The 25,142-nt window shown below is 41.3% G+C and carries 21 protein-coding genes; 7 read left to right on the top strand and 14 right to left on the bottom strand.

Annotated elements, in window-relative coordinates; all coding sequences use genetic code 11:
* Window positions 1–5 precede the first annotated feature (5 nt).
* The 3 genes from ABIE26_RS03740 to ABIE26_RS03730 are packed head-to-tail and all read right to left on the bottom strand — an operon-like array spanning window position 6 to window position 5,406.
* On the bottom strand, window positions 6–3,584 hold the full coding sequence (locus ABIE26_RS03740) for a SusC/RagA family TonB-linked outer membrane protein (RefSeq protein WP_310139877.1): 3,579 nt from the start codon (window positions 3,582–3,584) through the stop codon (window positions 6–8).
* A gap of 37 nt (window positions 3,585–3,621) precedes the next feature.
* On the bottom strand, window positions 3,622–4,788 hold the full coding sequence (locus ABIE26_RS03735) for a FecR family protein (protein WP_310139879.1): 1,167 nt from the start codon (window positions 4,786–4,788) through the stop codon (window positions 3,622–3,624).
* Window positions 4,789–4,842: 54 nt separating this feature from the next.
* Window positions 4,843–5,406 (bottom strand): RNA polymerase sigma-70 factor, encoded by a 564-nt coding sequence (locus ABIE26_RS03730; RefSeq protein ID WP_310139881.1) that lies wholly within the window; start codon window positions 5,404–5,406, stop codon window positions 4,843–4,845.
* A gap of 216 nt (window positions 5,407–5,622) precedes the next feature.
* On the opposite strand from ABIE26_RS03730, the gene ABIE26_RS03725 reads away from it, so the two are divergent.
* Window positions 5,623–6,210 carry a DUF4142 domain-containing protein gene (locus ABIE26_RS03725; protein ID WP_310139884.1) on the top strand — a complete coding sequence of 196 codons (588 nt, stop codon included), beginning with the start codon at window positions 5,623–5,625 and terminating at the stop codon, window positions 6,208–6,210.
* An 18-nt stretch (window positions 6,211–6,228) separates the two neighbouring features.
* Here the strand turns inward: ABIE26_RS03725 and ABIE26_RS03720 are convergent, their stop codons facing one another.
* From ABIE26_RS03720 to ABIE26_RS03700, 5 genes are all read right to left on the bottom strand, one after another.
* Complete coding sequence (locus tag ABIE26_RS03720; RefSeq protein ID WP_310139886.1) at window positions 6,229–6,483, bottom strand: DUF7660 family protein; 255 nt, start codon at window positions 6,481–6,483, stop codon at window positions 6,229–6,231.
* Between the two features lie 459 nt (window positions 6,484–6,942).
* Window positions 6,943–9,333: a phosphoenolpyruvate synthase gene (ppsA, locus tag ABIE26_RS03715; protein ID WP_310139889.1), complete on the bottom strand. Its 2,391-nt coding sequence runs from the start codon at window positions 9,331–9,333 to the stop codon at window positions 6,943–6,945.
* Between the two features lie 21 nt (window positions 9,334–9,354).
* The gene (locus ABIE26_RS03710) at window positions 9,355–9,933 is read right to left on the bottom strand and encodes an HdeD family acid-resistance protein (RefSeq protein ID WP_310139892.1); all 579 of its coding nucleotides are present in this window, start codon (window positions 9,931–9,933) and stop codon (window positions 9,355–9,357) included.
* Between the two features lie 28 nt (window positions 9,934–9,961).
* Window positions 9,962–10,090: a universal stress protein gene (locus ABIE26_RS03705; protein ID WP_310139893.1), complete on the bottom strand. Its 129-nt coding sequence runs from the start codon at window positions 10,088–10,090 to the stop codon at window positions 9,962–9,964.
* Between the two features lie 64 nt (window positions 10,091–10,154).
* The gene (locus tag ABIE26_RS03700) at window positions 10,155–10,955 is read right to left on the bottom strand and encodes a YoaK family protein (RefSeq protein WP_310139895.1); all 801 of its coding nucleotides are present in this window, start codon (window positions 10,953–10,955) and stop codon (window positions 10,155–10,157) included.
* A 106-nt stretch (window positions 10,956–11,061) separates the two neighbouring features.
* On the opposite strand from ABIE26_RS03700, the gene ABIE26_RS03695 reads away from it, so the two are divergent.
* Complete coding sequence (locus tag ABIE26_RS03695; RefSeq protein WP_310139897.1) at window positions 11,062–11,322, top strand: hypothetical protein; 261 nt, start codon at window positions 11,062–11,064, stop codon at window positions 11,320–11,322.
* Between the two features lie 41 nt (window positions 11,323–11,363).
* A complete protein-coding gene (locus tag ABIE26_RS03690; protein WP_310139899.1) occupies window positions 11,364–12,071 on the top strand; it encodes a Crp/Fnr family transcriptional regulator in 708 nt (235 codons plus the stop codon).
* Here the strand turns inward: ABIE26_RS03690 and ABIE26_RS03685 are convergent.
* On the bottom strand, window positions 12,064–14,556 hold the full coding sequence (locus tag ABIE26_RS03685; protein WP_310139902.1) for a cation-translocating P-type ATPase: 2,493 nt from the start codon (window positions 14,554–14,556) through the stop codon (window positions 12,064–12,066). The two genes, ABIE26_RS03690 and ABIE26_RS03685, sit on opposite strands and share 8 nt — an antisense overlap.
* Before the next feature lie 56 nt (window positions 14,557–14,612).
* Complete coding sequence (locus tag ABIE26_RS03680) at window positions 14,613–15,617, bottom strand: XAC2610-related protein (protein WP_310139905.1); 1,005 nt, start codon at window positions 15,615–15,617, stop codon at window positions 14,613–14,615.
* Between the two features lie 123 nt (window positions 15,618–15,740).
* On the opposite strand from ABIE26_RS03680, the gene ABIE26_RS03675 reads away from it, so the two are divergent.
* The 3 genes from ABIE26_RS03675 (at window position 15,741) to ABIE26_RS03665 (ending at window position 20,010) form a co-directional block, all read left to right on the top strand.
* Window positions 15,741–17,729 carry a tetratricopeptide repeat-containing sensor histidine kinase gene (locus tag ABIE26_RS03675; protein ID WP_354375042.1) on the top strand — a complete coding sequence of 663 codons (1,989 nt, stop codon included), beginning with the start codon at window positions 15,741–15,743 and terminating at the stop codon, window positions 17,727–17,729.
* Window positions 17,730–17,909: 180 nt separating this feature from the next.
* Window positions 17,910–18,959 (top strand): response regulator, encoded by a 1,050-nt coding sequence (locus ABIE26_RS03670; protein WP_310139910.1) that lies wholly within the window; start codon window positions 17,910–17,912, stop codon window positions 18,957–18,959.
* A gap of 94 nt (window positions 18,960–19,053) precedes the next feature.
* A complete protein-coding gene (locus tag ABIE26_RS03665; RefSeq protein WP_310139913.1) occupies window positions 19,054–20,010 on the top strand; it encodes a 2-hydroxyacid dehydrogenase in 957 nt (318 codons plus the stop codon).
* Between the two features lie 4 nt (window positions 20,011–20,014).
* Here the strand turns inward: ABIE26_RS03665 and ABIE26_RS03660 are convergent, their stop codons facing one another.
* Genes ABIE26_RS03660 through ABIE26_RS03645 form a run of 4 tightly spaced genes read right to left on the bottom strand, consistent with a single transcriptional unit; the run spans window position 20,015 to window position 24,148 of the window.
* Entirely contained in the window at window positions 20,015–20,854 is an 840-nt protein-coding gene (locus ABIE26_RS03660) for a universal stress protein (RefSeq protein WP_310139915.1), read from the bottom strand.
* Between the two features lie 20 nt (window positions 20,855–20,874).
* A complete protein-coding gene (locus ABIE26_RS03655) occupies window positions 20,875–21,741 on the bottom strand; it encodes a universal stress protein (protein WP_310139917.1) in 867 nt (288 codons plus the stop codon).
* Between the two features lie 27 nt (window positions 21,742–21,768).
* On the bottom strand, window positions 21,769–22,653 hold the full coding sequence (locus ABIE26_RS03650; RefSeq protein ID WP_310139919.1) for a universal stress protein: 885 nt from the start codon (window positions 22,651–22,653) through the stop codon (window positions 21,769–21,771).
* 10 nt (window positions 22,654–22,663) lie between these two features.
* Window positions 22,664–24,148, bottom strand: a complete 1,485-nt coding sequence (locus ABIE26_RS03645) for a L,D-transpeptidase family protein (protein ID WP_310139921.1) — start codon at window positions 24,146–24,148, stop codon at window positions 22,664–22,666.
* A 695-nt stretch (window positions 24,149–24,843) separates the two neighbouring features.
* Between ABIE26_RS03645 and ABIE26_RS03640 the strand changes: the two genes are divergently transcribed.
* A complete protein-coding gene (locus ABIE26_RS03640; RefSeq protein WP_354375038.1) occupies window positions 24,844–25,113 on the top strand; it encodes a hypothetical protein in 270 nt (89 codons plus the stop codon).
* Window positions 25,114–25,142 lie beyond the last annotated feature (29 nt).

The raw sequence follows: 25,142 nt of genomic DNA, 5'->3' as shown, positions 1-25,142 counted from the left end.
TCTGATTAAAAACCTACGTTTAAGGTTAAGGAATACGTTCTGGGCATTGGCAGACTGTTTCCTGAAACCTCAGGATCTATGCCTTCAAGCTTCCCTGATGCAAGGTAAAAGAGATTCGTTACCGAAGCCTGTAAACTCAGCTGGTGGATATGCGCCTTAGCCAGCATCCTTGGAGGAATAGCGTAAGAAAAACCAATGTTACGGCAACGCAGGTAATCGGCATCAACCACCCTTACCGTTGAATTGTCATACAGGCTATATATCGGATAACTTGAATTGCCAATATAGGTAAAGGGGATGTTTGCTGTGGGCAAAGAGGGGATATTGGTAAAAGCCTCATCACCTGGTTTTCGCCAGCGCTCATTTAATACCGATGACAGGTTTTGTGTTGGGTACGGCGCAGATTGATTGCTATTGTTGTATAACGGGGCCAGGAACTTTTGGGCACCCATACTAACCACAAAACTGGTGTTCAGACTAAAATTCCTGTACCGGATATTGGTACCAAAACCACCAGTAAATTTCGGATCCAATTGCCCGGCATGCTGCATTAACAAGGATACATTCTTTTTACTTGCGTCCGTTAGTTCCGGAATATTAAAGGTTGGATATCCTGTAGCAGGATCCAGCCCCTTGTAGTTAAATGCAAAGAAACTACTGGCTGCATAGCCCTCCACATAAGCTGATCCGCTAGCAAGGGAATTCCAGGTTTCAAGCTGATTATTTCCCGATCTGGTTACCTTGTTAAAATTCCTGGCCGTATTGAAATTTACTGCCCAGGTAAAGTCTTTCGAGTTTACTGGTACAACATTCATATAAATTTCATAACCATGATTGCGGATGTTTCCTGCATTAACAGGCATAGTCGCTACCCCGTATTCAACCGGGATTACAACTTCTGCCAGGGCATCAGTAGTCTTTTTATTATAATAATCTACTGTTGCCGAGATGCGATTGTTTAAAATAGCCAGGTCAAGCCCCAGGTTTATTGTTGCTGTTTTTTCCCAGCGCAAATCAGGATAGCCCAGGTTTTTAATGTTCAAAAGCCCTTCTCCGGTTATCGTACTGATAGATCTGGTTGGATATTGCAATATCAGTTCCGGCCCAAAATTTTCGGCTACATTTCCCTGAAAACCATAGGTTGTCCTGAATGAAAACTGGTTCAGCCATTTCAGCTTGTCACTAAAAAAGCTTTCTTCCATAATATTCCATTTAATCCCTGCCGACCATATCGGCAGGAAACGGTTATTTGTAGATTGACCAAACCGGTTTGAAGCATCAGTTCTGATTGTCCCATTCAGCACATACCTATTGTCCCAGTTGTAAGTAGCCGTACCAAAGTAAGACACAAAGTTGGCCTTCTGATCTGTTATTACAGGTATGTTCCGGTAAAGTATTGGGCTTTGCTGAGGTGTTGCCCCCGCAGCAACAGGAAGATATGTAACCGGGATTTCAGCAAAAGTTCGACCACGCTCTGGCATATAACCAAAATTTGCCTGCGTAAGCCCATCATATTTCGAACTGCGCATTTCAGCCCCTACAAGTACGGTCAGGTTATCTTTATCCTTTCTGAAATTCTTATTGTATGTGATGGAATTCCTGAAGGTATAAGACTGGTTATTTACACCCGTGGTATGCAACAGGCCTCCTTGCGGTAAATAAGAGGCCGCATATGCCGGCGTCCCCGGAACCGCAGAATTATAGGCGTTCATACGAAAATTCTGTGCAATGTAATAAGACTGTGCAGTTGCATAACTTTCCCCATTCGTTTGGGTATAGTTTATTCCCAGTAAGGATTGAAAGGTAAAATCTTCCAGGAATTTATAATCCAGATTTGTGGTCGCAGAGAAATTTGCCGACTTGTTTTTATTTCCTGTATTATCTCTTTCATGGATAATATTAAAGCTATCAAAATCGCCGCTTCTTTTATAGGCATAATAGCTGCCATCTTCATGGTAAGCAGGAACAGCTCTGCTGGTATTAAATGCATAATTAAAAGGGTTTACCTGGTAAAAACCCGTCGTTTTACCCATATTGCCTCCTAATTTGAAGCCCAGTTTTAATTTTTTTGATACATCCACATTAATACTCAGGTTTCCATTATAAGTATCCTGGCCGTTTCCAATGGTATTTCCCCGATTACTGGCATATCCCATAGAAGCGTAATACTTTATTTTATCAGTTCCTCCCGATACGCTTAAAGCGTGGTTCTGGCTAAATGGATTTTGGTACAACAGGCCAAACCAGTCTGTATTCATGGTTTCCAGCTTGCCCACTTTTTCATTAAATTGTTCCTGGGTAATGGTTTTGTTCAGCAGTTGGGTAAGATATCCCTCGTAAGAAAGGTTATCTGGTACAAACTGAAAGGTAAGCCCCCTCGCATAAATCTCTTTAGAGACATCAATACGCTCTTTGGAGTTCATCAGGTTAAAATCACGATAAGACGGAGCTGCCGAGATGGAAAGATTGGTCACATAATTGAACCGGGCAGGGCCGGCTTTTCCTTTTTTTGTGGTGATCACAATTACGCCATTGGCAGCCTTGGTTCCATAAATGGCTGTAGCAGACGCATCTTTTAAAACAGAAATATCCTGAATATCCTCAATGTTAAAAAAAGAAACAGAGCTACCAATCAGGTCCCTGATCCCACTGCTGCTGCTGGTATTGATCAGCGAATAATCAAAAGGCAAACGATCTTGCTGTATGATACCGTCTACCACCCAAACAGGCTCCTGGTTACCGAGCAAGGTAGAAGTTCCGCGGACCCTGACTTTTGGTGAGGAACCGATTATTCCGGTCGGGTTGGCTACAGAAACCCCTGCAAGCTGGCCCTGTAAAAGCTGGTCAATGCTCCTGATGCCAGCAGCTTTAATGTCATCGGCCTTCACGGTTGCTATAGAGCCCACCAGATTGCGTTTCGTAATATCCTGATATCCTGTCGATACCGTAACCTCGTTCAGCACATTTGCAGATGTGTTCAGCTGCACATTTTGTTTTACTTCAGTAACCCCAACGGCATTAATAGAAGTTCTAAAAGCTTCGGCACCTACATAACTAAAAATAAGCGAAGCACCCCTTCTTACATTGATGCTATACTCTCCATTATTGTTACTGGTTGTGGCGTGTTCATTTCTTGAATCCTTGATGCTGGCGCCAGGCAATGGCTTGCCTTCTTCATCGGTAATCTTTCCCGAAACATTCAGCATAAGCCCTAAATATTCGCCTGCTTTTGTAGTTTCTCCTACCAGCAAAATGTTCACTACATTATTGTCGATGGTATATTTTAAATTGGTATCCTTTATCAAAAGCTTGATCACTTCTGTTATAGATTCGTTTTTTACATTAATAGACATCAGACCATACTTGTCCATTTCCTTTACATTGTAAAAGAACTCCATGTCCACCTGTTTTTTTATTTCGTTAAGTATGGCCGTACGCTTCGCATTTTTCATATTCAGGGTAATTTTCTTAACCTGAGCAAAGCCATTCTGGCTTACCAGTAATAAAAAAGCAAACAGAAAAATCAGTTTTTTCAGGCAAAGCGCGTTGCCTCCGATAATCGGCTTGGTAAATTTTTCTCTCATTGAATAAGTTTTAGTGGTTTAGTTGATTTGTGGTGGATTAATTTTTATGTTGTATATAAATTGTCTGTCCTGAGATGCTGCATTTGAGTTCGTTGGAGCGTTCTATTACGTTAAGCACATCGGTAATCTTTTTAGATTTGCGCAATTTACCGCCAAACCGAAGTGCTTTAAGTTCTTGTGATTCAAAAGAAATACGGTAATCATACCAACGCCCAACCTGCTCCATTACCTCTCCAATTGAATTGTCGTTAAACACCAGCCAGCCATCTTTCCATGATGTAAAAGGATATATATCCACTTCGGATTTGGTAATACCGCCGGTTAGTGGGTCAAAATTCGATTGTTCACCCGGAACCTGTAAAACCGGTGGTTTTCCTTTTCGGTTTACCCTTATGCTTCCCTCAACCAGTGTGGTGCTGATTTTTTGGTTAAAGCTATTGATGTTGAAAGATGTCCCCAGGACCTCAACCTGCATTCCGTTCAGGTTTACCATAAATGGTGCGTGCTTATTTTTGGTTACCTTAAAGTAGGCCTCTCCGCTTTCCAGGTAAACCATTCTTTCTCCCGTTTCATTTAATGTCGCCGGATAACGTAGCCTGGTTTCAGAATTTAGCCAGACTTCTGTTCCGTCGCTCATCAGCAGCTTATATTCTCCGCCCCTGGGTACTACCAGGGTATGGTAAACATTCGCTGCCGCTCTAGCCGCCTGGTAGCTGATAGCCCTGGCAGAGTCTGATAAGACGGCCGTTCCATCAGTTATTTTTTGCTTTGTTTTATGGTCTAATGCAATGGCGGTTCCATTTTCCAATATCAGGGTAGCCTTATGCTTATCTACATCCTGTTGAACTACCGGGTTTTTATCAGAAATCCTGTTTTGTTTCAAAACCAACCAGCCCAGGCCAATAACCAATGCTACCGATGCGGCATAAACCAGGTACCGGCGCATGGGATTTAAACGAACTGTGGTTACAGGAACACTCATCCTGCTCCTTATCGCCTGCCAGCCAAGCTCGGTATCAATTAATGGAAAGACTTCCGCTAAAGTTGTATTCAACAAAATGCCCTGGATTTCCTCCAGCTGTACTTCTTCGTCGGCGTCAAGGTTTCCTGCCGCTTTTTTATGCAGCAAAATGGCTTCTTTACGTTGTAAATCGGCAATAAATGCCTGCCATTCAGAAGAATTGTACTGATCGTAACTGTTCATATCTGTAGCTATGTGATAAAAAAATAAAAACGGGTGACCGGAAATGAAAAAAAATTAAAAGTTTTTTATTGAAGACAATAAAATAGCCAAAACAGTAAGGTCGCCCATGTCTTCACGAATAAAAGCATAAGCTTTTTTGATTTGTGTCTTTACAGTGTTGATGGAAATATCCAGCCGATCAGCTATTTGTTGATAGGTTAAGCCTTCTTTGTTGCTTAACAAAAAAATCTTTTGCCGTTCTACAGGTAATTTATCAATTGCCTGTTCCAAACGCTTATGCATCATTTCATTTTTTAGCAGATGGTCCAGATCAGCTCCGGCATCAAATCCTTCTATTTCCAGCGAATGCTCATCGAGGCTTATGGTTGGTCTTTGTTTATTCTTGTACGCCATGCACAGGTATTTGATGGCACGGCTTGCATAGGCAGATAATGAAGTTTGAATATTCAGCCGATCTCTCCTGTTCCAAAAATCAAGGAAGAAATCCTGTACCATGTCTTTAGCGACATCCATATCTCCCACATGCCTGAATGCTACCAGACATAAGAAACGATAGTTGTCCTTTACAAAGCTTTCAAACTGATCCGGGGTTATTATTCCCCCATTTTCCTGTGCCATTTATTTATTAGCGAAGCATAAACCTATTCGAGCGCATAATAATCCATGCAATTATAAGATTTTAATCCTAAAAATATGTCAGGTGTTAACATTCTAAACATCAAATGGTCTGGAAATACATTGATCAACACTAAAACCCAGAAATTTAGCTGATCATTCCAAACCAGAAACGCATTTGAATTGTTTACATCACTGCATTTGGTTTAACAAAAAAACATGAAAAATTTAAGATTTCGCATCCTGATTTTCAGTTCGGTATGCGTACTAACCGCCTCCTCTTTCACAACAGCAAACGTCCATGTTGTAAATGCGCGGATCTCTATTCAGGATACCCTGAACATTGGACATTTTCTGCAAAAAGTTTCAATGGATTATGCCTGGGAACTCAACCTGTCCAAACAAATAAAAACCAAGACGCAGCTTTCCCGGATCAGGGAATATGCTGTTAAAACCATTGATATGTGCATACTTGCACATAAGGATCTGCAGGTTTTAGCCGGGCCGGAAAAAGTTACACTTGCCGATTCTGCATCCGTGCCGCAGAAGATCCGGGAAGTGATGTTCGCAAAAAAACCAAATTCAGATATTAACACAACTTACCTGCTTACTTCTATCAGTAACCATCAGCAAATTATAAACCGCTATGAAAAAGCAATTTTATCCGGCGATACGGCTATTGTAAGCATGGCAAAAAAGCATTTGCGTAGCTTGCGCAGAAACCTGGAGATGGCAAAGTTCCTCTCCAAAAACCTTAAAAACGGTAAGCTCATACCCGACAGGCCGCCTAAAGCAGAAGTTCCATGAAAAATGGACTTCTACACACTACTCATACATTTTTGCCGCAACTAGAATAACCGCAAAAACCTTCCAGGGAACATTTTCGGGAACCGGAACATTTTGGTTCCTAAAATAACCATCCAGATCTTCGGTATAACGCTGAATAGCCTCCAGGTAGGTATCAACCGTTCTATTTTCCCATTCGCCTACGTTGTTTTGAAAATCCTGCATTAAAATTCCAACGAAAGCAGTAAAATCATCCTTTGATTTTATATTCTCTATTATTTTTTCAAAATTCATCTTAAAGCTTTTCTTCCAATAATCATATGACAAGGCACTTTGCTTAAATTTCGAAAAAATTCAGGCATCTAGCAAAAATATTTAGCCTGTTACTACAGCAACAGGCTAAACATAAGAAATTATAAATTACACATTATTCAATAGCAGCATATGATCATCCAATCACTGGCCAGCTATTCTCTAAACTAACTTAGCAATAGAACAATCTGAGTCAGCGTTTGTTCATCCTTCTATAAAATAAGGTAAGAAAGTACAGACTAAGGAGAATTAAGGATTCAGCAGCCAGCTGATTATCAGCTGCTCAATACCTCCTGCTTACCCTGTTCGTAAAAAGTACCTGTTTTATGCAGGAGGTATTGAGCAGGTACGAGGAAAGTGTGCAGGAACTCGAAGAACAACCTTAATTTCACCTTATATTAAAGCAGGAACTGCCATTTTAACGTACCGGACTGGAGGCCATCACTTTAAACTACAGCCTAAGGGCTGACCCAGCCTTAAATTTGTTATTCCTTTTATCAGGGCATCAGGGTTAAACGAGATGCTGTCTATTCCCGTATCTACCAGCAGGCGCGTAAAGGAAGCTGAATCGCTCGGGGCCTGCCCGCACAACCCTACTTTTTTTCCCAATGCATTTGCTTTTTGGATCATTTGTACGATCAATTGTTTGCTGGCGGCGTTCTGTTCGTCAAAAAGATCGGCGATCAGGGCCGAATCCCGGTCTATTCCCAAGGTAAGCTGGGTAAGGTCATTAGACCCAATGGAGAAGCCATCAAATAACTTTGCAAAATCGTCGGCCAGCAATACATTGCTGGGAATCTCGGCCATTACCAGAATTTCAAGTCCATTTTCTCCACGCTTAAGACCAAACTGCTCCATCAGCTGAACTACTTTAGCACCCTCCTCTACAGTACGGCAAAAAGGGATCATGAGTTTGACATTTGTAAAACCCATTTCATCTCTGACTACTTTCATGGCCCTGCATTCCAGTTCAAAACCCGCTTTATAACGTTCATGATAATATCTTGACGCTCCCCTGAAACCAATCATGGGGTTTTCCTCCCGCGGCTCAAAATCCTCTCCGGCGATTAGCCCGGCATATTCATTGGACTTGAAATCACTCATCCTTACAATCACCTCTTTTGGATAAAAAGCTGCCGCAATCATGGCAACGCCCTGCGATAGCTTGTTTACAAAATAAGCTGGCTTATCAGTATACGCTCGCGTTAAAGCCGCTATTTTCATTTTATCGGCCTCTTTGGTAACTGCTTCCGGGTTTACCAGCGCCATCGGATGAACCTGTACCCAGTTACTGATCAGGAATTCCATTCTAAGCAGGCCTACACCGTGGTTTGGATAAAATGATAAGGTAAACGCTTTTTCCGGATCGGCTACAATCAGCTGCGCTTTAGGGGTTTCAGGCAGCTGAAAATCAACAAGATCGGTAACTGTTTTGTTCCATTTAAGTGCCCCCTGCAATACATACCCTGTTTTGCCCTCTGCGCAGTTCAGTGTGATCGTTTCTCCATCTTTAATTCTACCTGTCGCATTGCCTGCTCCAACTATAGCCGCAACATCAAGTTCTCTTGCTATAATAGCTGCATGGCTGGTCCTTCCGCCCGTATTGGTAATTACGCCCGCTACTTTCTTCAAAACCGGATCCCAATCCGGGCTGGTCGTATCCGTAATCAGGATATCACCGGGTTTTAACTTCACTGCTTCGGCAGGAGAAGAAAGCAGTCTGGCGCGGCCGCAAACAATCTTACTCCCTATTGCTTCCCCCCTGCAAATTCCAACCCCTTTCTCATTCAGCTGATAAGTGATGAGCTGAGGCGTCTCAACCCTGCCATGGATAGTTTCCGGCCGGGCCTGAATGATATAAAGCTGATGACCTATACCGTCTTTCGCCCATTCAAAATCCATAGGCCTTTTATAATGCCGTTCAATCATAAGCGCCCATCTGGCCAGTTTTTCGATTTCCCTGTCTTCTAAAACAAAACGGTTGCACAGTTCGGGGGGCGTATCCTGGTTAACCACCTCGTTTACCTCATCATCCAGTTCGGCATAAACCATCATTTTGCTTTTGCTGCCCAGGTTTTTCTGAATAATGGATTTAAACCCCTTCTCGAGGGTAGGTTTGAAGACCAGAAATTCATCAGGCGTTACCGTTCCCTTTACAATGTTTTCTCCAAGCCCCCACACACCGGCAATATGCACCACATTGCGGAAACCAGATTCAGGTTCCAAAGTAAAACCAACGCCTGAACACCCGATATCTGAACGGATCATTTCCTGAACGCCAACAGAAAGAAATACCTTATCGTGCTTAAAACCTTTGTCTTCCCTGTATTTAATTGCCCTATCCGTATAAAGCGATGCGAAACATTTCCTTACTGCATAAAGCAGTGCAAAACTCCCTTTAACATTTAGAAATGACTCGTGCTGACCGGCAAAGCTTGCATCAGGCAGATCTTCTGCCGTGGCGCTGCTACGTACCGCCACCTCCTCCATTCCATCCTCAAACATATTTTCATATGCGGTAGTAATCTCCAGGCTAAGATCGGCAGGTATACGGCCGGACATCATCAGCATTCTGGCGTGTTTACCTATTGCCTCAAGGTTGTGATAGTCCGCCTTATCCAGGTCTTTCATCAGTACACCTATCTGATGTTCCAGGTTATTATAAGCAATAAAATCCTGAAAAGCATTTACTGTAATGGCGAAACCTTTCGGGACCAGAATACCTTTGGGTGTCAGGCTTGTAAACATTTCTCCCAGGGAAGCATTTTTACCTCCCACCAATGGCAGATCAGCCATGTTAATTTCACTGAAATATTTAATATACTTTTCCATAATCGTTAAATGATATCATCCTCACTTCCTGGTTTTATTGATATTTTTAAAATTCTTTAGTTGCAGGGACAGATAAATTCTGAATATGCCGGAAAGAACAAATGCAAAAGCCGTCCATATCACTATGCTTACAGCAGCAAATAGTGGATGTCCGATGATCAAAAGGGATAGGATAACGATGAGTATCCCGGTGATTAACAACCAGGCCCAATCCAATATGCCATAGGCACGCAGTTCCAGGGAACTGCCAATGGCCATACAGCCCCTGAAAAGCATCCAAAGTCCGATGATTATTGGCATGATCACCATAGTGAGCAAGGGAAGGCTCAATAGATAGAGTCCTAAAAAAAGATCTATTATGCCTCCTACCAGAGTCCAGCCCCAGCCGTGCAGGGTTTTATAATTGCCAACTGCAAAGACAATTTCAAAAAAACCCGAGAAGATCATTCCGAAAGCAAACAATAAACTTAGAGAAAGGTAGGAAGCCACCGGGGAAACCAGAATCCAAATGCCCAATCCAATAAAAAGGAACCCGGCTGAAAACATCAGCCACCAGTACTGGGTGGTATATCCGATAAAGTCAATTTCTTTTGTTTTCATAGCATTAAGAATTTATCCCTGGTCCTTTTTAATGACAAGCAGGGGCCTTATGAAAAAAGGTGAGCTGGTAATTATTCTGCGCTGCCAGTTGAATGGCAAAACGCAAGCCTGCTTTTGAGTTCGCAGAAAAGTCTGTGGTTACAAGAATTCTTTTCATCTGTATGGCGTTTTAAAATCTATTCGAAATTAACATCACTGAAGGCAATTAAACATGATGATAATCAGCGGATAGCGTGATCATCATCATGAATAAAGTTTGTGTTCCTTTCTATTTTTGGTTCAATATTCCAAATGTTTAATGGAAATCGCCAACGCCTGATCAGCCGTTTCAAATTGATCCTGAAAACATCATATAGTAAAGCATACAGCAACACTGCAACGGGTAATAAAAATGCGTGAAAGTGAAACATACGGAACAGAGAAGCACCAAGCAATGCTCCAAACAAGAAAAAGAAAATGATCACTAACCGAAGCTTAATCCTGGAGCGCAATGCAGTGTTTAAGCCTTCTCTGCCACGCAGTACCTGACCTAGTTCTATACCCAGATCAGTAAAGGTTCCGGTAAGATGTGTGGTACGCACTACTGAACCAGAAATCATAGATACCAGCGCATTCTGCAATCCCATTACAAATAACAGACTGCCGGCAAAAAACTCCCTGGAAACCAAACTGCCGTTATACCGGAATCCCAGCAAGCCCACCAAAAACAAAACCAGAGCCTCCAATAAAATCGGGATTACATAAGAAAAACGCTGGTCACGTCCAATCATAGACACTACCAAACTTGTAACCAGAGCCCCCATAAGAAACAACAACATCCAAAGTGCTACCACCCGGGCTGTCGTCCAGTCTCCCATCGCCACGCGTTCAGCAAATACGGCTGCGTGTCCCGTCACATTTGTGGTCAAAACTGAAAAACCCAAAAATCCGGCAGCATTTACAAAGCCAGCTGTTACACATAGTAAAGAGGCCAGCTTCACATTATGTCTATAAGTCCGTTTGATGCCCAAATGTCTTAACATGATCAAAAGTAGCTAATGCAACAAGCAAAAAAGATGATATTTATCATCATTCAGACTGATTTGCCCCCAACACAGCCAACACAAATAATCTTTAATTTTGCCGGACATGTCACACCATCAAGAACTTCAAACTATCCTGAACCAAATCAGCGAAGCAAAAACCTATTATCAGGTAGACATTCTGATTAATAGCCTGACAACCCTAAAAACGGCACCTGCAATTCAAACCCTTGCCAAACTAGAAAATGAGCTTGAAAATCTATCGCCTTTAACAGTCACCAGTGGCCAATGGAGTAGCCTGCGCTATGCCCTGATCTGCCTGCGTAAAATCAATGCAAACTTAAAAAGTCAGGTCCGACAGCCATAAAGACCCGCAGTACAATAATGGCTTATTAGTATCTTTACAACATGAGCTTAAATGGAATCTTCCCCATCGAACAATGGAATTTCAATACACCCGACATTTTTAGTTGCCTGACTGAAACAGAATACCACAATCTGATCACCAAACAAGGCGCACAAAAATATGAGAAAGGTCAAACACTTTTCAAAGAAGGCATGGTTCCCACAAATATTTGCTTCATCCACCAGGGGAAAGTAAAAAAATATAAAATCGGCCCTGCAGGAAAAGAACAAATTATTTATGTGGCCCATAAGAACGAACTTATTGGCTACCATGCAGTACTTGCCGGAGAACGCTATCCGGACTCGGCTGCCACACTTGAGGAAAGCATCATCACCTTTATCCCCAGAGAAGACTTTTTGCAAGCACTCAGGCATTCTAATGCATTTGCCACCCGCCTACTTAAAGCACTAAGTCATGAATATGCAGTTCTGGCCAACCATATATCTCTTTCCACCCAGGGAACCGCTGCAGAAAGACTTGCCACGGCCCTTATCCTTCTCCGCGAAAAATCAAAAACAGAGACAGCTGCCGGAGAAGCCCCTGTTATAGACCTTAGCCGGACAGACCTGGCCAATATGGCCGGCATTGCCAAAGAAAACGTTATTCGCCTGCTCAAAGAATTCAAAACAGAACAAATTCTAGAAACCGACGGACGTAAGATATTTGTTAAAAATATCGCAAAATTGGTTAGTCGCGCTGGAATTAGGTAAACTTCCTTTTTTTCCATTTAACCAATTCGTACCAGATTACACCCAGAAACCCGGCACCTGCACTCAGGCCTAACTGACCTATGGCTAATGGATTAAAATCAAAGAAAGCGGACAACCAGCTGTTATAGATCAGCAAACCTGTAATCACAAGGGTTAAGCTAATAATCCCTAAAACCAGGTTGTTCTTGTATTTCAACGTGGTAAAAATGCTGTAATAAAACGAGCGGTTAACCAGCGTTAAAAATACATTTGCTGTAATCAGTACGGTAAAAACCATGGTTCTGGTTATTGCCTCAGTATAATTATAATAAACAGCATATCTATACACCAACAAGGCTGCCACTGCAATAGCTATCCCCTGTACAACACTTGTAAAGAGCTCTCTCCAGTTAAAAAAAGTGCTGCTGAATGGCCTGGGTTTTTGCAGCATGGTATTTTTCTCCATGGGTTCATTTTCATAAATGATTGAACAGGTGGGTCCCATAATCAGTTCAAGGAATATGATGTGCACCGGCGAAAATATATTAGGGTATACCCACCCTAATGCCAAAGGAATAAATACCGTAAGAATGATGGGGATATGAATAGATATGATGTACTGAATGGCTTTTTTAAGGTTGGCATAAATCCTTCTTCCCATGGCCACTGCCGCAACCATTTTTTCCAGATCATCATCGGCAAGCACAAGCGAAGCGGCCTGCTTTGCAATTTCAGTGCCCTTTTTTCCCATTGCTATACCAATATGCGCAGCCTTTAATGCCGGACCATCGTTAACACCATCACCGGTCATAGCAACGATCTCATCGTTAGCCTTTAAGGCATTTATAATTCTGAGCTTTGCCTCGGGAAACATCCTGGTAAAAATAGAAGTGGCGCTTACCCTTTGCCTTAAGCCAGTCTCTGTAAGTTTCATGAGTTCGTCACCGCTGATACTGCTTTCCGCCCCACGAAACCCTATCTGGCGGGCAATGGCACAGGTGGTAGCGGCATTATCGCCGGTGATGATTTTCACATCAATTCCTGCAGCATAAAAACTGTCAAATACAGACCGGATATTTTGCTTCGGCGGATCGTAAAATGCTACCAGTCCTTTAAATTTAAAGCTGAAATCCTGCTGTATAGCCGGAAAATCGTCACCTGCAAAAATAGCTTCCCCTACTCCAAGTATACGATAACCATTGCTGGCCAGCGTATTCATTACCTCTTCCACATGCTTTCTGTCCTCTGTACTTAAATTGGAAGCATTCAGCAAAGCTTCCGGAGCTCCCTTGGCAGCAATAATACGGTTACCGGTTTCATTTTGGAAAATATGGGTCATCATGGGTGGCTTGCCTCCCAAAGGATATTCATGCCACATCTTATATCGCGGCCTTTCATTGATGGTAAAAAATTTGCCGTAGGCGGCATGAAGCGCCACCTCCATCGGATCAAAAGGAATGGGCTCACTGGCCCACATGGCCATTCTGATTAGCTCTTTTTCCTGATTACCAAGCGCTTCCTCCGGATTAACAATACGCCCTTTCGACAGTTCATACAGCGCAACCAGCGTCATTTTATTCTGAGTAATGGTTCCTGTTTTGTCTGTACAAATTACCGTAGCACTGCCCAGTGTTTCTACCGTTTTCATTTGTTTTACCACAATCCCCATTTTCATTAACCGCCATGCCCCCAGGGCCATAAATGTGGTAAAGGCTACCGGTATTTCTTCAGGCAAAATGCTCATGGCAATGGTAAGCGCTTTCATTAAGCTATCCAGTATACCGCCAGAATTATAAAAATTAATGGCCCATACAATCAGGAAAACAATACCTCCGGCAAATACCATTTTTTTTACAAAATTGTTGATCTGCACTTCCAGCGGAGTTTTCTCTTCATCGATATTTTCCAGGCTTTTCCCTATCCTCCCAAGCCTGGTTTCGTTTCCAATGGCAGTAACAGTTACAACGGCAAGACCGCTGGCAACAGTAGTACCAGAATACACCAGGTTGTCGGCCTGGTCCGGAGCTTTATAAACAGCTAAAGATTCGCCCGTTAATATCGATTCGTTTACCGAAAAATCGTTCGACTGGATAATTAGTCCATCTGCTGCAATAAGTGTCCCTTCATCTGCGATTAAGTAATCCCCAACAACGAGTTCCTCACTTTTAATCTGAATGGTTTCTTTGTCCCTGATCACTTTACATTTAGGCTGGGTCAGTGTTTTTAACTGGGCCAGTGCATTTCTGCTCCTTGAATCCTGGTATAAGGAAATGGCAGAGATCAAAACGATGGCGATAGCCAGGAAAGTCCCGTCGCTATAGCTGCCATTGATAAAATATATGGCCGCAGCCACAAACAACAGCAACACCATGGGTTCGGTTAACAATACCTTAATTGTTTTTAAGAAACTGTTTTCCGTTTTATGTTCAAATGAATTGCTGCCGTATTTAGCCCTCGATTCATCAATTTGCTGTTGGTTAAGGCCTGTTATTTCATTTGGTTCCATGGTATATTGAGAAGGCTGAATTTAACAACTAATGTAGTAAACCTATTTTGTAATATTCAGTTCGAATGATGAATAGGTGGCTGCGCTACGTTATCGAAACCCATAGTAGTGTATTTATATAATCCGCCCTTGCGGGTTTCCATTTCCCCTTCCCAGCAATAAGTTTTGCCTTTAGCCCAAATAGTAATACCAATCCCATCTGTCCGTTCAAAAATAGCATACCGGACTTTTTTATTGGAAAATTCTAGGCGTCTGTTTTTATCGGCATAAAACCTAAAACCTGAAGTATTATCTCCGGCGCCATAGGGGTAGGTAAATTCTACAGCACCTGTTTTATCAAACAAGGCATATTCCAGTTGATTATCAATAGTAAAAAGTAAAATACGTTTGCCATTTTCAGGCACAATAAAGGAGAAAATGGTATCTATTCGGTTAGTATTTAGCTTGATGCTTTTTTTTATAACCATTCTTTTTCCGTTCCATTTTTGTATCCTCATCCTACAATAACTTTCAAGGCTCCGACAGTCTTCTGTAACAACTTTAATGGCCCTGGGCATGTTATTGTTGACTTTGAATGTTGAATACTCGTGCCAGCAACAACCACTTTTGGTCGTGTTGCTAATGGTTTTTGTTTTTTTATCAATCTGAAACATACCACAGTAGTTTTGCGTTAAACGGGTAAAATCATTATTGAATACAAATCCTTTCGGGGTTGCTAAATAAACCGCGAACGAGGGGGCGTTATAGCAACTGTGGTACCCATCTTGAACGGCAAAATCTTTAAGACCATCAAAGTTAAAATCTTTATAAATGATGGCGTTCTGCCTGCCCTCTGATTCAACTTCCCACAACAGCCAATCTGTACGAGTTGCATTTACCTTAATTATTCGTTTATTGTTGCTACGTTTGTATATGCCCACCCATCCAGGACTGGTTTCGGTGGTATCGCTAATAACAATTTTGCCATAATATTCCTTGGAAAAATCATCGACCCTAAAAACAGTTTGGGCAAAAACATTTGTCGTACATAGCAACAATATAAAGGCTAACCATAGTTTCATAAAGTGTTTCATAAACTAAAAATAGCGGATAGGATGTCAGTAAATATCCCCGATTACAGCCATTTTATCTATAAATAGCTGGCTATCTTTAACTATGTTTGATGCACGCAACCTATGTTTTTAATGAAAAGATCTGTCATATTTTGCTTATTTATTAGTTTCGGTTACTTATCGGCATTGTCGCAACTGCTTGTAACCGACGCACGTTATCCTGATAGTTTGTTACAACTTTCCAAAAACACAAAATCTGATAGCTTAAAAGCTCGTTCCTTATTCTTATTATCAGATTATTGGTCGGATATAGATACGTTGAAATCTAAAAAATTCCTTACAGAGGGCTTAAAATATGGAGATAAATTTCCTTATGTCAAGGCACTTTACTACTATTATCTGGGCGGATATTACTACAGCATTAATCCCTTAAAAAGCAGAGAAATCTATTTAGAGGCAGATAAGCAGTTATCTAAATTTGACATCAAAGAAGCTTATTTGTTCCGGGCAAGAAGTTGGGGAAACTATGCCAATCTGCAACAGCAAAAAGATGAAGACCTTTTAATGCTTGATATACTATTGAGCAAAACCATCCCTTTGGTTAAAAAAGCTGGGAACAAGGAATACTTGGCAAAATATTATACTGATGCAGGCTTGGTATTTGAAAATAGATGGCAGTATGATAAAGCAGAAGAATATTTTCAAATGGCAATTTCGATATATGATGAGGTAAAAGTATCAAATATGAATAACGTGTTTGATACCTATTTATATTCTACCCAAAACTATGTACACACGGAAAAACTAGCTCTTGCAAAAATAGCACTAGATAAAACCAAAGACCTATTGGTAAAATGCCCTTCAGCAGAAAACTACATCAATTATTATACAATAGAGAGCTTGTATTATAGACATATCAAAGCATATGATAAAAGTATTAAAAGCATTAGAGCAGGTATCAGTGTAGCAAAGCGGTCAAAAAATGTATATTTAAAAGAAGGCCTTTCTTTTCAGGAATATAAAATATTAGTTATACAAAAGAAATATAAACAAGCTTTGGATGTTATTAGAAATATTGTAGAGAACCATACATTAAATTGGTCACAAAATAGTTTAATGCAATATTATGAACTATCGGAAACATACAGCAAATTAGGTAATAGCGAAATGGCTTATGCCTGGCTTAAAAAGTACACTAAATTGCGGGATAGCATAAATACAAAAGATATAGAGCATAAAATAAGTACACTGGAAGTAAAATTTAAGACAGCGGAGAAGGAAAAAAAGATAATTGCCCTTAATGCCGAAAATGAAAAAGCAAACCTATCGGCAAAGAACAGCAAGCTATTCAGCTGGCTATTTGGGATAGCTTGTTTGTTTTTATTGGCTGTTGCTACTTTAGGCTGGCTTTTTTATAGAAGCAGTAAAAAACTAGCTGTACAGAAAGACCTGAACCATCAGCAGCAGATTGAAGACATTGACCGCAGGCAGCAGATAAAAATTGTGCAGGCCATGTTAAATGCCAAAGAAGAGGAACAGAACAGGGTTGCACGCGATCTGCACGATGGATTGGGCGGAACCCTTGCCGGAATAAAAATTAATCTGGTTCATTACGCCACAGGAAAGAGCAATAATAATGACCCACAATTGCAGCAGATTATGAACCAAATGGAAGGTTCGATAAATGAACTGCGCCGGATTGCACATGATATGATGCCCAAAATGCTGCTTAACTTTGGCCTGGAGGAATCTTTAAGGGATTTATGCGAATCGTTAGCTTCTAAAAAACTGAATATCGATTTTAAATACCTGGGCATTAAACATACTTTGTTGCCACAAGAACAGATGAACATATACCGCATTGTACAAGAAGCGCTTGTCAATGCGGTTAAACATGCAGAGGCTAAAAAAATTTTATTGCAGTGCTCCCAAACCGATAATATATTTTATATCACCATTGAAGATGATGGAAAGGGCTTTGACCCGGCTCATTTAGCTAAAGGTATGGGCATTCATAATATGAAAAACAGGGTTTCGTACCTGAATGGTCAAATAGAAATCTTATCGGCCGAAAACAAAGTTGGCACTTCTATTAATATAGAGTTAGTTGTTACTACCTAAAGGCTATTTTTACTTCAAACTTTTCGGTCAGGGAACTACATTTTTTCCATACATTCTTAATTTTTAAAAAAATTACACGTTAATTTTCAGTTATATTGTTTAACTTCATAAACATAACTGGAATCAGTATGCATCATCTCATATGAATAATGTTAGTTGTCAAAATACCGGGAGATTCGTATGAAAACAATTCTCATCATTGAAGATAATATTGACATCCGGGAAAGCTGCATAGAAATACTTGAGCTTTCCGGTTATACGGTTCTTCAGGCCGACAATGGAAAGTCGGGTTTCGACCTGGCATTGAAACACAAACCTGATCTAATTCTATGCGACATTATGATGCCTGAAATGGATGGCTATGGTGTTTTGTATTTATTGAATAAGAACGACGAGACAGCCGACATTCCTTTTATATTTCTTACTGCAAAGACCGACCGTATTGATTTCAGGAAAGGAATGGAAATGGGTGCTGATGATTACCTTACCAAGCCTTTTGATGATATGGATTTACTTCATGCAGTGGAAACAAGAATTAACAAACACCTGCGGCAAAAAACCTATCATGGTTCGGCTTTTGAAACGCTCGAAAAGCTTACTTCAGCTACAGGCAAAGGTATGGACGAGCTAAAAGCGCTTATCAACGGCCGGAAAGTTAAGCAGCTTAAAAAAAAGCAGATCCTTTATTACGAAGGCGATAGCCTTAGTGGCTTATATATGATCCTAAATGGGAACATCAAAACCATGAAAATTGCAGAAGACGGAAGACAGTTCATAACCGGCCTCTATGGCCCCGATGATTATATCGGCCTGGATACACTTTTACTCGAAGAAGCGTTTGCGGAAACAGCGGAAGCTGTTGAAGATACATCCTTATACCTGCTGCCAAAAGATCAGGTCTTAAACCTGCTGAACAAATACCCTGAAATCAGTACACAGTTTATTAAAATACTTTCCAATAATATCCACGAAAAAGAGGAACAGCTGTTGGAACTGGCTTACCACTCTGTACGCAAACGCCTGGCAAGGGTATTGTTACGTTTGAATAAAAAAGTAAAACAAGCCGATCAGATCATTGTCTCAAGAGAAGAACTTGCTGCACTTGCAGGCATAGCAGTTGAGACTGTGAGCAGAACGTTAACCGATTTCAAATTTGAAGGCCTTCTGGAGAAGAATGGCAATCAAATCCAACTGCTCAATACCGAAAAGCTGGTAAAGATGAAAAATTAATTGTGCGCGCAATCAGGCAGGAGGATGACAACGGTCATTCTGCGATACCTGGCTGCTCCCTATTTTTACCAGGTATAATTAACGGAACACAATTATGAAAGCAATTTTTTACAGCACCAAGGAAATTGAAAAACCCCTGCTGGTTAAAGCCAATAAAAAAAAACACGAAATTACTTTCGTTGCTGATGCATTAAATGCAGACACAGCCTGCAAAGCGGCCGGAAACGATGCCGTTGTTGTATTCACAAATGATGAGGTAATGGCACCGGTTATCCATAAACTGGCAGCATTGGGCATTAAATATATTGTTACAAGATCTGTAGGTACAGATCATATTGATAAAGCAGCAGCGGAACAGCATGGGATTAAAGTATCAAATATACCTGCCTATTCCCCGCAAGCCATAGCAGAACATGCCGTTGCCCTAGCCATGGCATTGAGCCGGCACCTGGTTCTGGCCAACCACCAGTGCCACCAATACAACTTTAGCCTTAACGGTTTAACAGGGTTTAATTTTTACGGAAAAACCGTTGGTCTGATAGGCCTGGGGCATATAGGTGCGGCAACTGCAACAATTTTTAATGGATTGGGCTGCAAGGTATTGGGCTACGATGTTAAGCCTCAAAACCTGGATAATGTAAAAATGGTTAGCCTGGAAACTTTATATAAGGTCTCTGACATTATCTCTCTTCATACACCACTTACAGCTGAAACAAAGCATATCATCAACGCAGCAGCCATACGAAAAATGAAAAATGGGGTAATGATCATTAACACCTCACGCGGCGGTTTAATTAAAACCAGCGATGCGCTTGCAGGCCTGAAACGAAAAAAAATCGGTTACCTGGGATTAGATGTTTATGAATTTGAAAAAGGGTTGTTTTTTGAAGATCACGAAGTAGACCAGGTAAGGGATCCTTTACTTTCTGAACTCATGGGCCATCAAAATGTGCTCATCAGCCCTCACCAGGCATTTCTGACCCAGGAGGCCTTACAGGAAATTGCGGCCCAAACCATTAAGGTCTTAAATCGCTGGGCGCGCAAAAGTTAACAGACTAATGGTGTGCGATAAATAAGGGCATATCCAGTCCGATCATTAAGGTATCGGCAATACTGTGCTTCAACCACCTGGAAAACTCAGTTCTTTGATAAGCACCTAAAACAACCATTTGACCTTCGCCGGCATTTAGCAGGTGTGACAGTACCATTTCCTCAGTATTTCCGCGCAACAAGGTAAAACTTGAATGCGGGAATCGCCGGTTCACAAAATCTGTCATTAAAATAGATCCGGGAAGCTGAAAATCTGCAACATTTCTTTCATTAACCGTAATGATCTCCACAGGCAGATTTTTCCATCCCTCAAAAATATAGCTGAACATCTTTATGGCATACAACGAAGAAGGTTCGCCGTCGTAAAGGAACACCAGCTTTTTAATTTCCAAAAAATTATCAGGAACCACCAATACCGGACATTGAACATCCGTTAGCAAATCCCTGATAAATTCTGTAGGTTTTCTGGTATCAGACCGGGTAAACTTTTCACGTTCATTAATTACGATAAGATCTGCAAACATGCTTTCGTACTGCAGTTCAATGAGCGGAACACTATGATCGCGGTGGATGGAAAAACTAATATTTGCCTGCTGGCAGGCAGTCTCAAATTCGTAAACTGAATTACTCCTTTGCAACTCATCTTCCCTATCCAGTTTTTTAATGGTCTCATCCGGGTTTAAAGATGTTTTCAACACCTTGCTGAGACTGTAATTCCGGTAAAAAAAGGAGTCAAGAAATACACCGGTCAAATGATCACCATTTTCTTTAGCGATTCTAATGCCGTGCTGAAGTGTGCTTTTACATAGTTTGTAACCGTCGAAAACTGCGAGGATCTTTTTCATAACTATTTATTTTTTTAGATTTAATGAGCAAAAGGAAATACCAGCAATGGAATTTTTGTATGCCGGGATAGTTTGTGCGTATGACTGCCGATAAACAATTTGTATAGCAGATTGTGCGCATGATGGGCCATAGCAATGATATCCACGTCCTTTTGTTCAGCAAGCCAATCAAGTCCGTTATCCACATCGATGTTCCACACGTATTCATATTTGATAGCCGGATAATCTACCCTTGAACATATGCTTTGAAAAAACTCCTCCATTTCTTTATGAAGCTTGCCTTCCAGTTTAACAGCTCTACTGGTAATGTGAACAATGACGATCTGTGCGTTTAATGAGGCGGCAAAATGAGTCAGTTCTGTCACTGCTTCCAGTTCATCCTCATCCAAATCGGTGACAAATACAATTTTCCTGATCTTTTTAAAAGCCGCTTCGTAAGGAACCAGCAAAAGCGGAAAATCCGCCTTATCAATCATCTCCCGGGTATTGCTGCCCAACACCAATTGGGTGACACTGCCTGCCCCGGCCATCCCCATTACTACCAGGTCTATTTTTCTTTTCTTAACCAATGCGGAAACAACTTCGCAAACACTGCCTTTGGCACTTTCGTAAGTCAACTCCGGGCAATACTCACCGGCTTCAGTAGTGCAGGCTCCGGCGGACAACTCCCTGACCATATTATCCAGGTTTCCGGAAACCTCCTGCGCTATCTGCGATGAATCTACCAGAGGCCAGGCTACCTGGGCAGCCATTGGTGCTTCGGCAGGAACTCTGTAGGCATTACATAAAATCACGTCTGCTTTTAAAACTTTTGCAAGCTGTAATGCATAATGCGCGGCATTTTCTGCTGGCACGGAAAAATCTGTTGGCATTAAGATCTTTTTCATAATTGTAACTTTTAATAACCCGAAAATTTATAACACATGGGATGAACAATCTGCCGGGAACACCATCAGTGGAATTTCTATATGTTTCCGAAGCCGTTGAGTATGGCTGCCTTTAAACAACCTGTAAAGTATACTATGCTGCCGGTGAACCATGGCCAGAACCTGTACGTCTGCATGATCTGCAAGCCAGTCCAGGCCTTCGTCTACCCCTTTATCTAAAATATGCCGGTAATAAATTTTAGGATAGTTTACTTTATTGGTGATGTCATTTAAAAACCCGTCAATTTCCTTCTGTTCCGCCTCAGTTATTTTTTCATCTTTGCTGGTGATGTGCGCAAGCAATAACTGTGCATTTAAAGTTCTTGCAAAACCCGCGAGGACATGAATTACCGCGATATCAGCTTTGCTCAGGTCTGTGGCAAAGGCAATCTTGTGTATGCGCCTAAAAGTGGCTGCTTTAGGTACAAGCAAAACAGGAAGTCTGGCATTTTCGACCATCGCCCGGCTATTGCTTCCCATTAAAAACTGCGTAACGCCTCCTGCTCCTGACATGCCCATAACCACCATACCAACATCTTTATGCCGGGTTAGATCATTCACCACAAAAGACACGGATCCAATGCCGGTTGCAAACTCAACTGCCGGGCGATAGCCATCCGATGGGGTTGCAAACTCCTCTGCAGCCTCCATTTTCATGGCCAGCCGCTGTAAGCTGGCTTCTGCTTCCTGTTCAAGTGTTTCAAATGCGATTAAAGGTGTAGCAACATGTGCCGCAACCGGGATTTCAACGGGTACCATTATCGCATTACAAAGCTTAATGTTGGTTTTAATTTCTCTGGCCAGATGCATGGCGTAGGCACCAGCATTTTTCGCAGCCAAAGAGAAATCAGTAGGTACTAGGATATTTTTCATAACATTTCATTTAATAGTTTAGCTGTTTTATTTTGACTTCTTTGATGCCATCTGGTACACCAGATCCGTAAAAAGCCATTTCCAGTGCCTCATCTTTCTGATAGATGTCATCATATTCCACAATTCCCAGTTCGCCTATTTCGCAGGTTAAGTAAGTGACCTTAATGGGAACCGCTTTTTTAAGGGTAAAATTTTTAGGCAAATAAGCAGTCATTGCCTGGTGTAAGGATGCTGCCTTTTGCTTAGCCCCGTCGAGCGTCAGGAGTAATGTAGCTAACTTTTCGGCCTGCTGCACCCGGATACAACCGTGACTTAAGGCACGATTTTCTCTATTAAAATATTGCTGTTCAGGGGTATCATGCAGGTAAATATCGTATGGGTTCTGAAACCTGAAAACAACAAGTCCCAGCGCATTATCGCAGCCTGCAGATTGACGCAGAAAGTAGTTTCCTGGATTTTTTCTTACAGCCAGCAGGTTCTCTCTGACTGCTGCAATGTAATTTCCATGGTGGTCGTAAATTGCAAAATGATTGTTATCCAGATAAGCCGGATTTTTTAACGCCTTGGGCAGTATTTCTTTAGTAAAAATATTTTTAGGCACCTTCCAGTCTGGAGCAGTGGAAAAATGGGTTATGGAACTCTGCAGTTCATGAGTTTGGTTTCCAGGTTTACCTACAACCACTTTGAACTGGAAAATCGTATCTGGCGTTTGAAGCTTTAAAGTATAGGAAGGTATGTTTATCTGTATAAAAGTATCTTCATTTATTGCTGCCCAGCGCAGCCTTTCCATGTTGATGGCCAGTTTTCGGGCCACTCCTTTAGGGACCTCATAACAATCCCCAACATATTGTCCTGTCATTAATCTCATTTGTTCCTGCATGAGCACATATGATTTTGTTTTGGGCTGTACGTCCAGAACTGCACTCATAAAATCTTTTTGCGGTATGGCCTTTCTTAAAATTTCTTCGGCATAAAAGCCATTGACCATGCCTTGGTCTATTGTTTCAGCAGTAATTGCAGGGTTTAGTTTCCCAAAGTGCAAATGATTCATAAAGCTGATCAATGCATCGCTCAACATCATGTCAAATCTGACTTTTTGTGAGGTGCTTACTGCAGATGGGCTTTCGAGTATGTCATGCATAGTGCTATATAAGACTTCTTTTGGATGGTAATCTGCATGATTAAGGCCAAACTGCAGAACACAATCAAGCATCAACAACGCTTCCCAGGTTTTCCGCACATCTTTTTCCGGACTGGCCCACATTGCCTGAAATCCTGTCTGGCTATAGAACCTTTCAACAGATTTCGGATAATGAAATTCTGACATTTCTGTTTTACTGGCAAGCACTCGTTTTATCTCTGCATTTAGCGTGGTATCTTTAAATAGTGTTGCGGCCTGGGCATAAGCGGTTAGGTGCAGCAGTAAAACAATAAGCGCCAATGCAGTATATATTTTCTTTTTGGCGTTAAAATGAAAGGTGGTGTGCATTTTCATAACTTCTTATTTTTCATCTAAAGCTCTTAAATTTCAATGGGTTAAATAATGACAGGCATCACCATAGGGCATGATTTTCGGCACTATATAAATTTATTCTCATACTGAACAGTATACTTCCAAATGATAAACAGGAAATTATACTTAACACGACCCAGCCTATGAGTGGAACCATGAGTAATAGGTTAATCAATAAAAAAATGATTAGCGAAAAACCAGTAAGAGGCCAGAAACTCAGGTTAAAATTTCCTAATTTATTAATCCAGTTTGCGACTGAAACGGCAGATATAAAAACAGACAATAGAACCAAAATGATATAAACGAGTAAAACCATTAGCCCCAATGGAATACCAAATAAGGTTATTATTGAAAGCAACGCAACTACAGGTACTCCTGCAAAAAAAATTATTCCAAACAGAAAAGACCTCAGGCTATGATGTAAAACATTATCTGTTGTTTTCTTTAGTACATTGCCCAATATGTTCTGGGTGAGCATAAGAAAAATAAATATGCCCAGATAATACCACAAAAAGGCTAAAACGGAAATGAAATCTGGTTGTATCATGGTTTTTATCTTTTTAGTTACTGTAGGTCAATTTCTGTATAGATTTATTGCTTTCAAATGATCGAAGTCAGCTTTATGAATGACAACTGTCACTCTGCCGCCAGCCAGTTTCTCCGAAATTTGGTTCGTTATGGATTACCACGAGATCATTAAACTGATTGCAGAGGATGAGAACCTGTTTACCCATCAATGCAAGCTTGTTCCAAAAGAAAACCTCTGCCTTCCCGGTCCGGATTACATTGACCGCGTTTTCCTGAATTCTTCAAGGAACATTCAAACCCTGCGCAACATGGAAGTATTGTACAGGCACGGCCGGCTTGCGGGCAGCGGTTACCTTTCTATACTACCTGTTGATCAAGGACTTACGCAGGTACCAATTCCATTCAGGATGTGTATCTGAACAAGCAAATTACAATTGCGTAACTCCTT

Source organism: Pedobacter africanus, from assembly GCF_040548825.1.
Lineage (GTDB): Bacteria > Bacteroidota > Bacteroidia > Sphingobacteriales > Sphingobacteriaceae > Pedobacter > Pedobacter africanus_A.
Note: the sequence above shows the minus strand (reverse complement) of the source record. Positions and strands in the feature narration are given on the sequence as shown.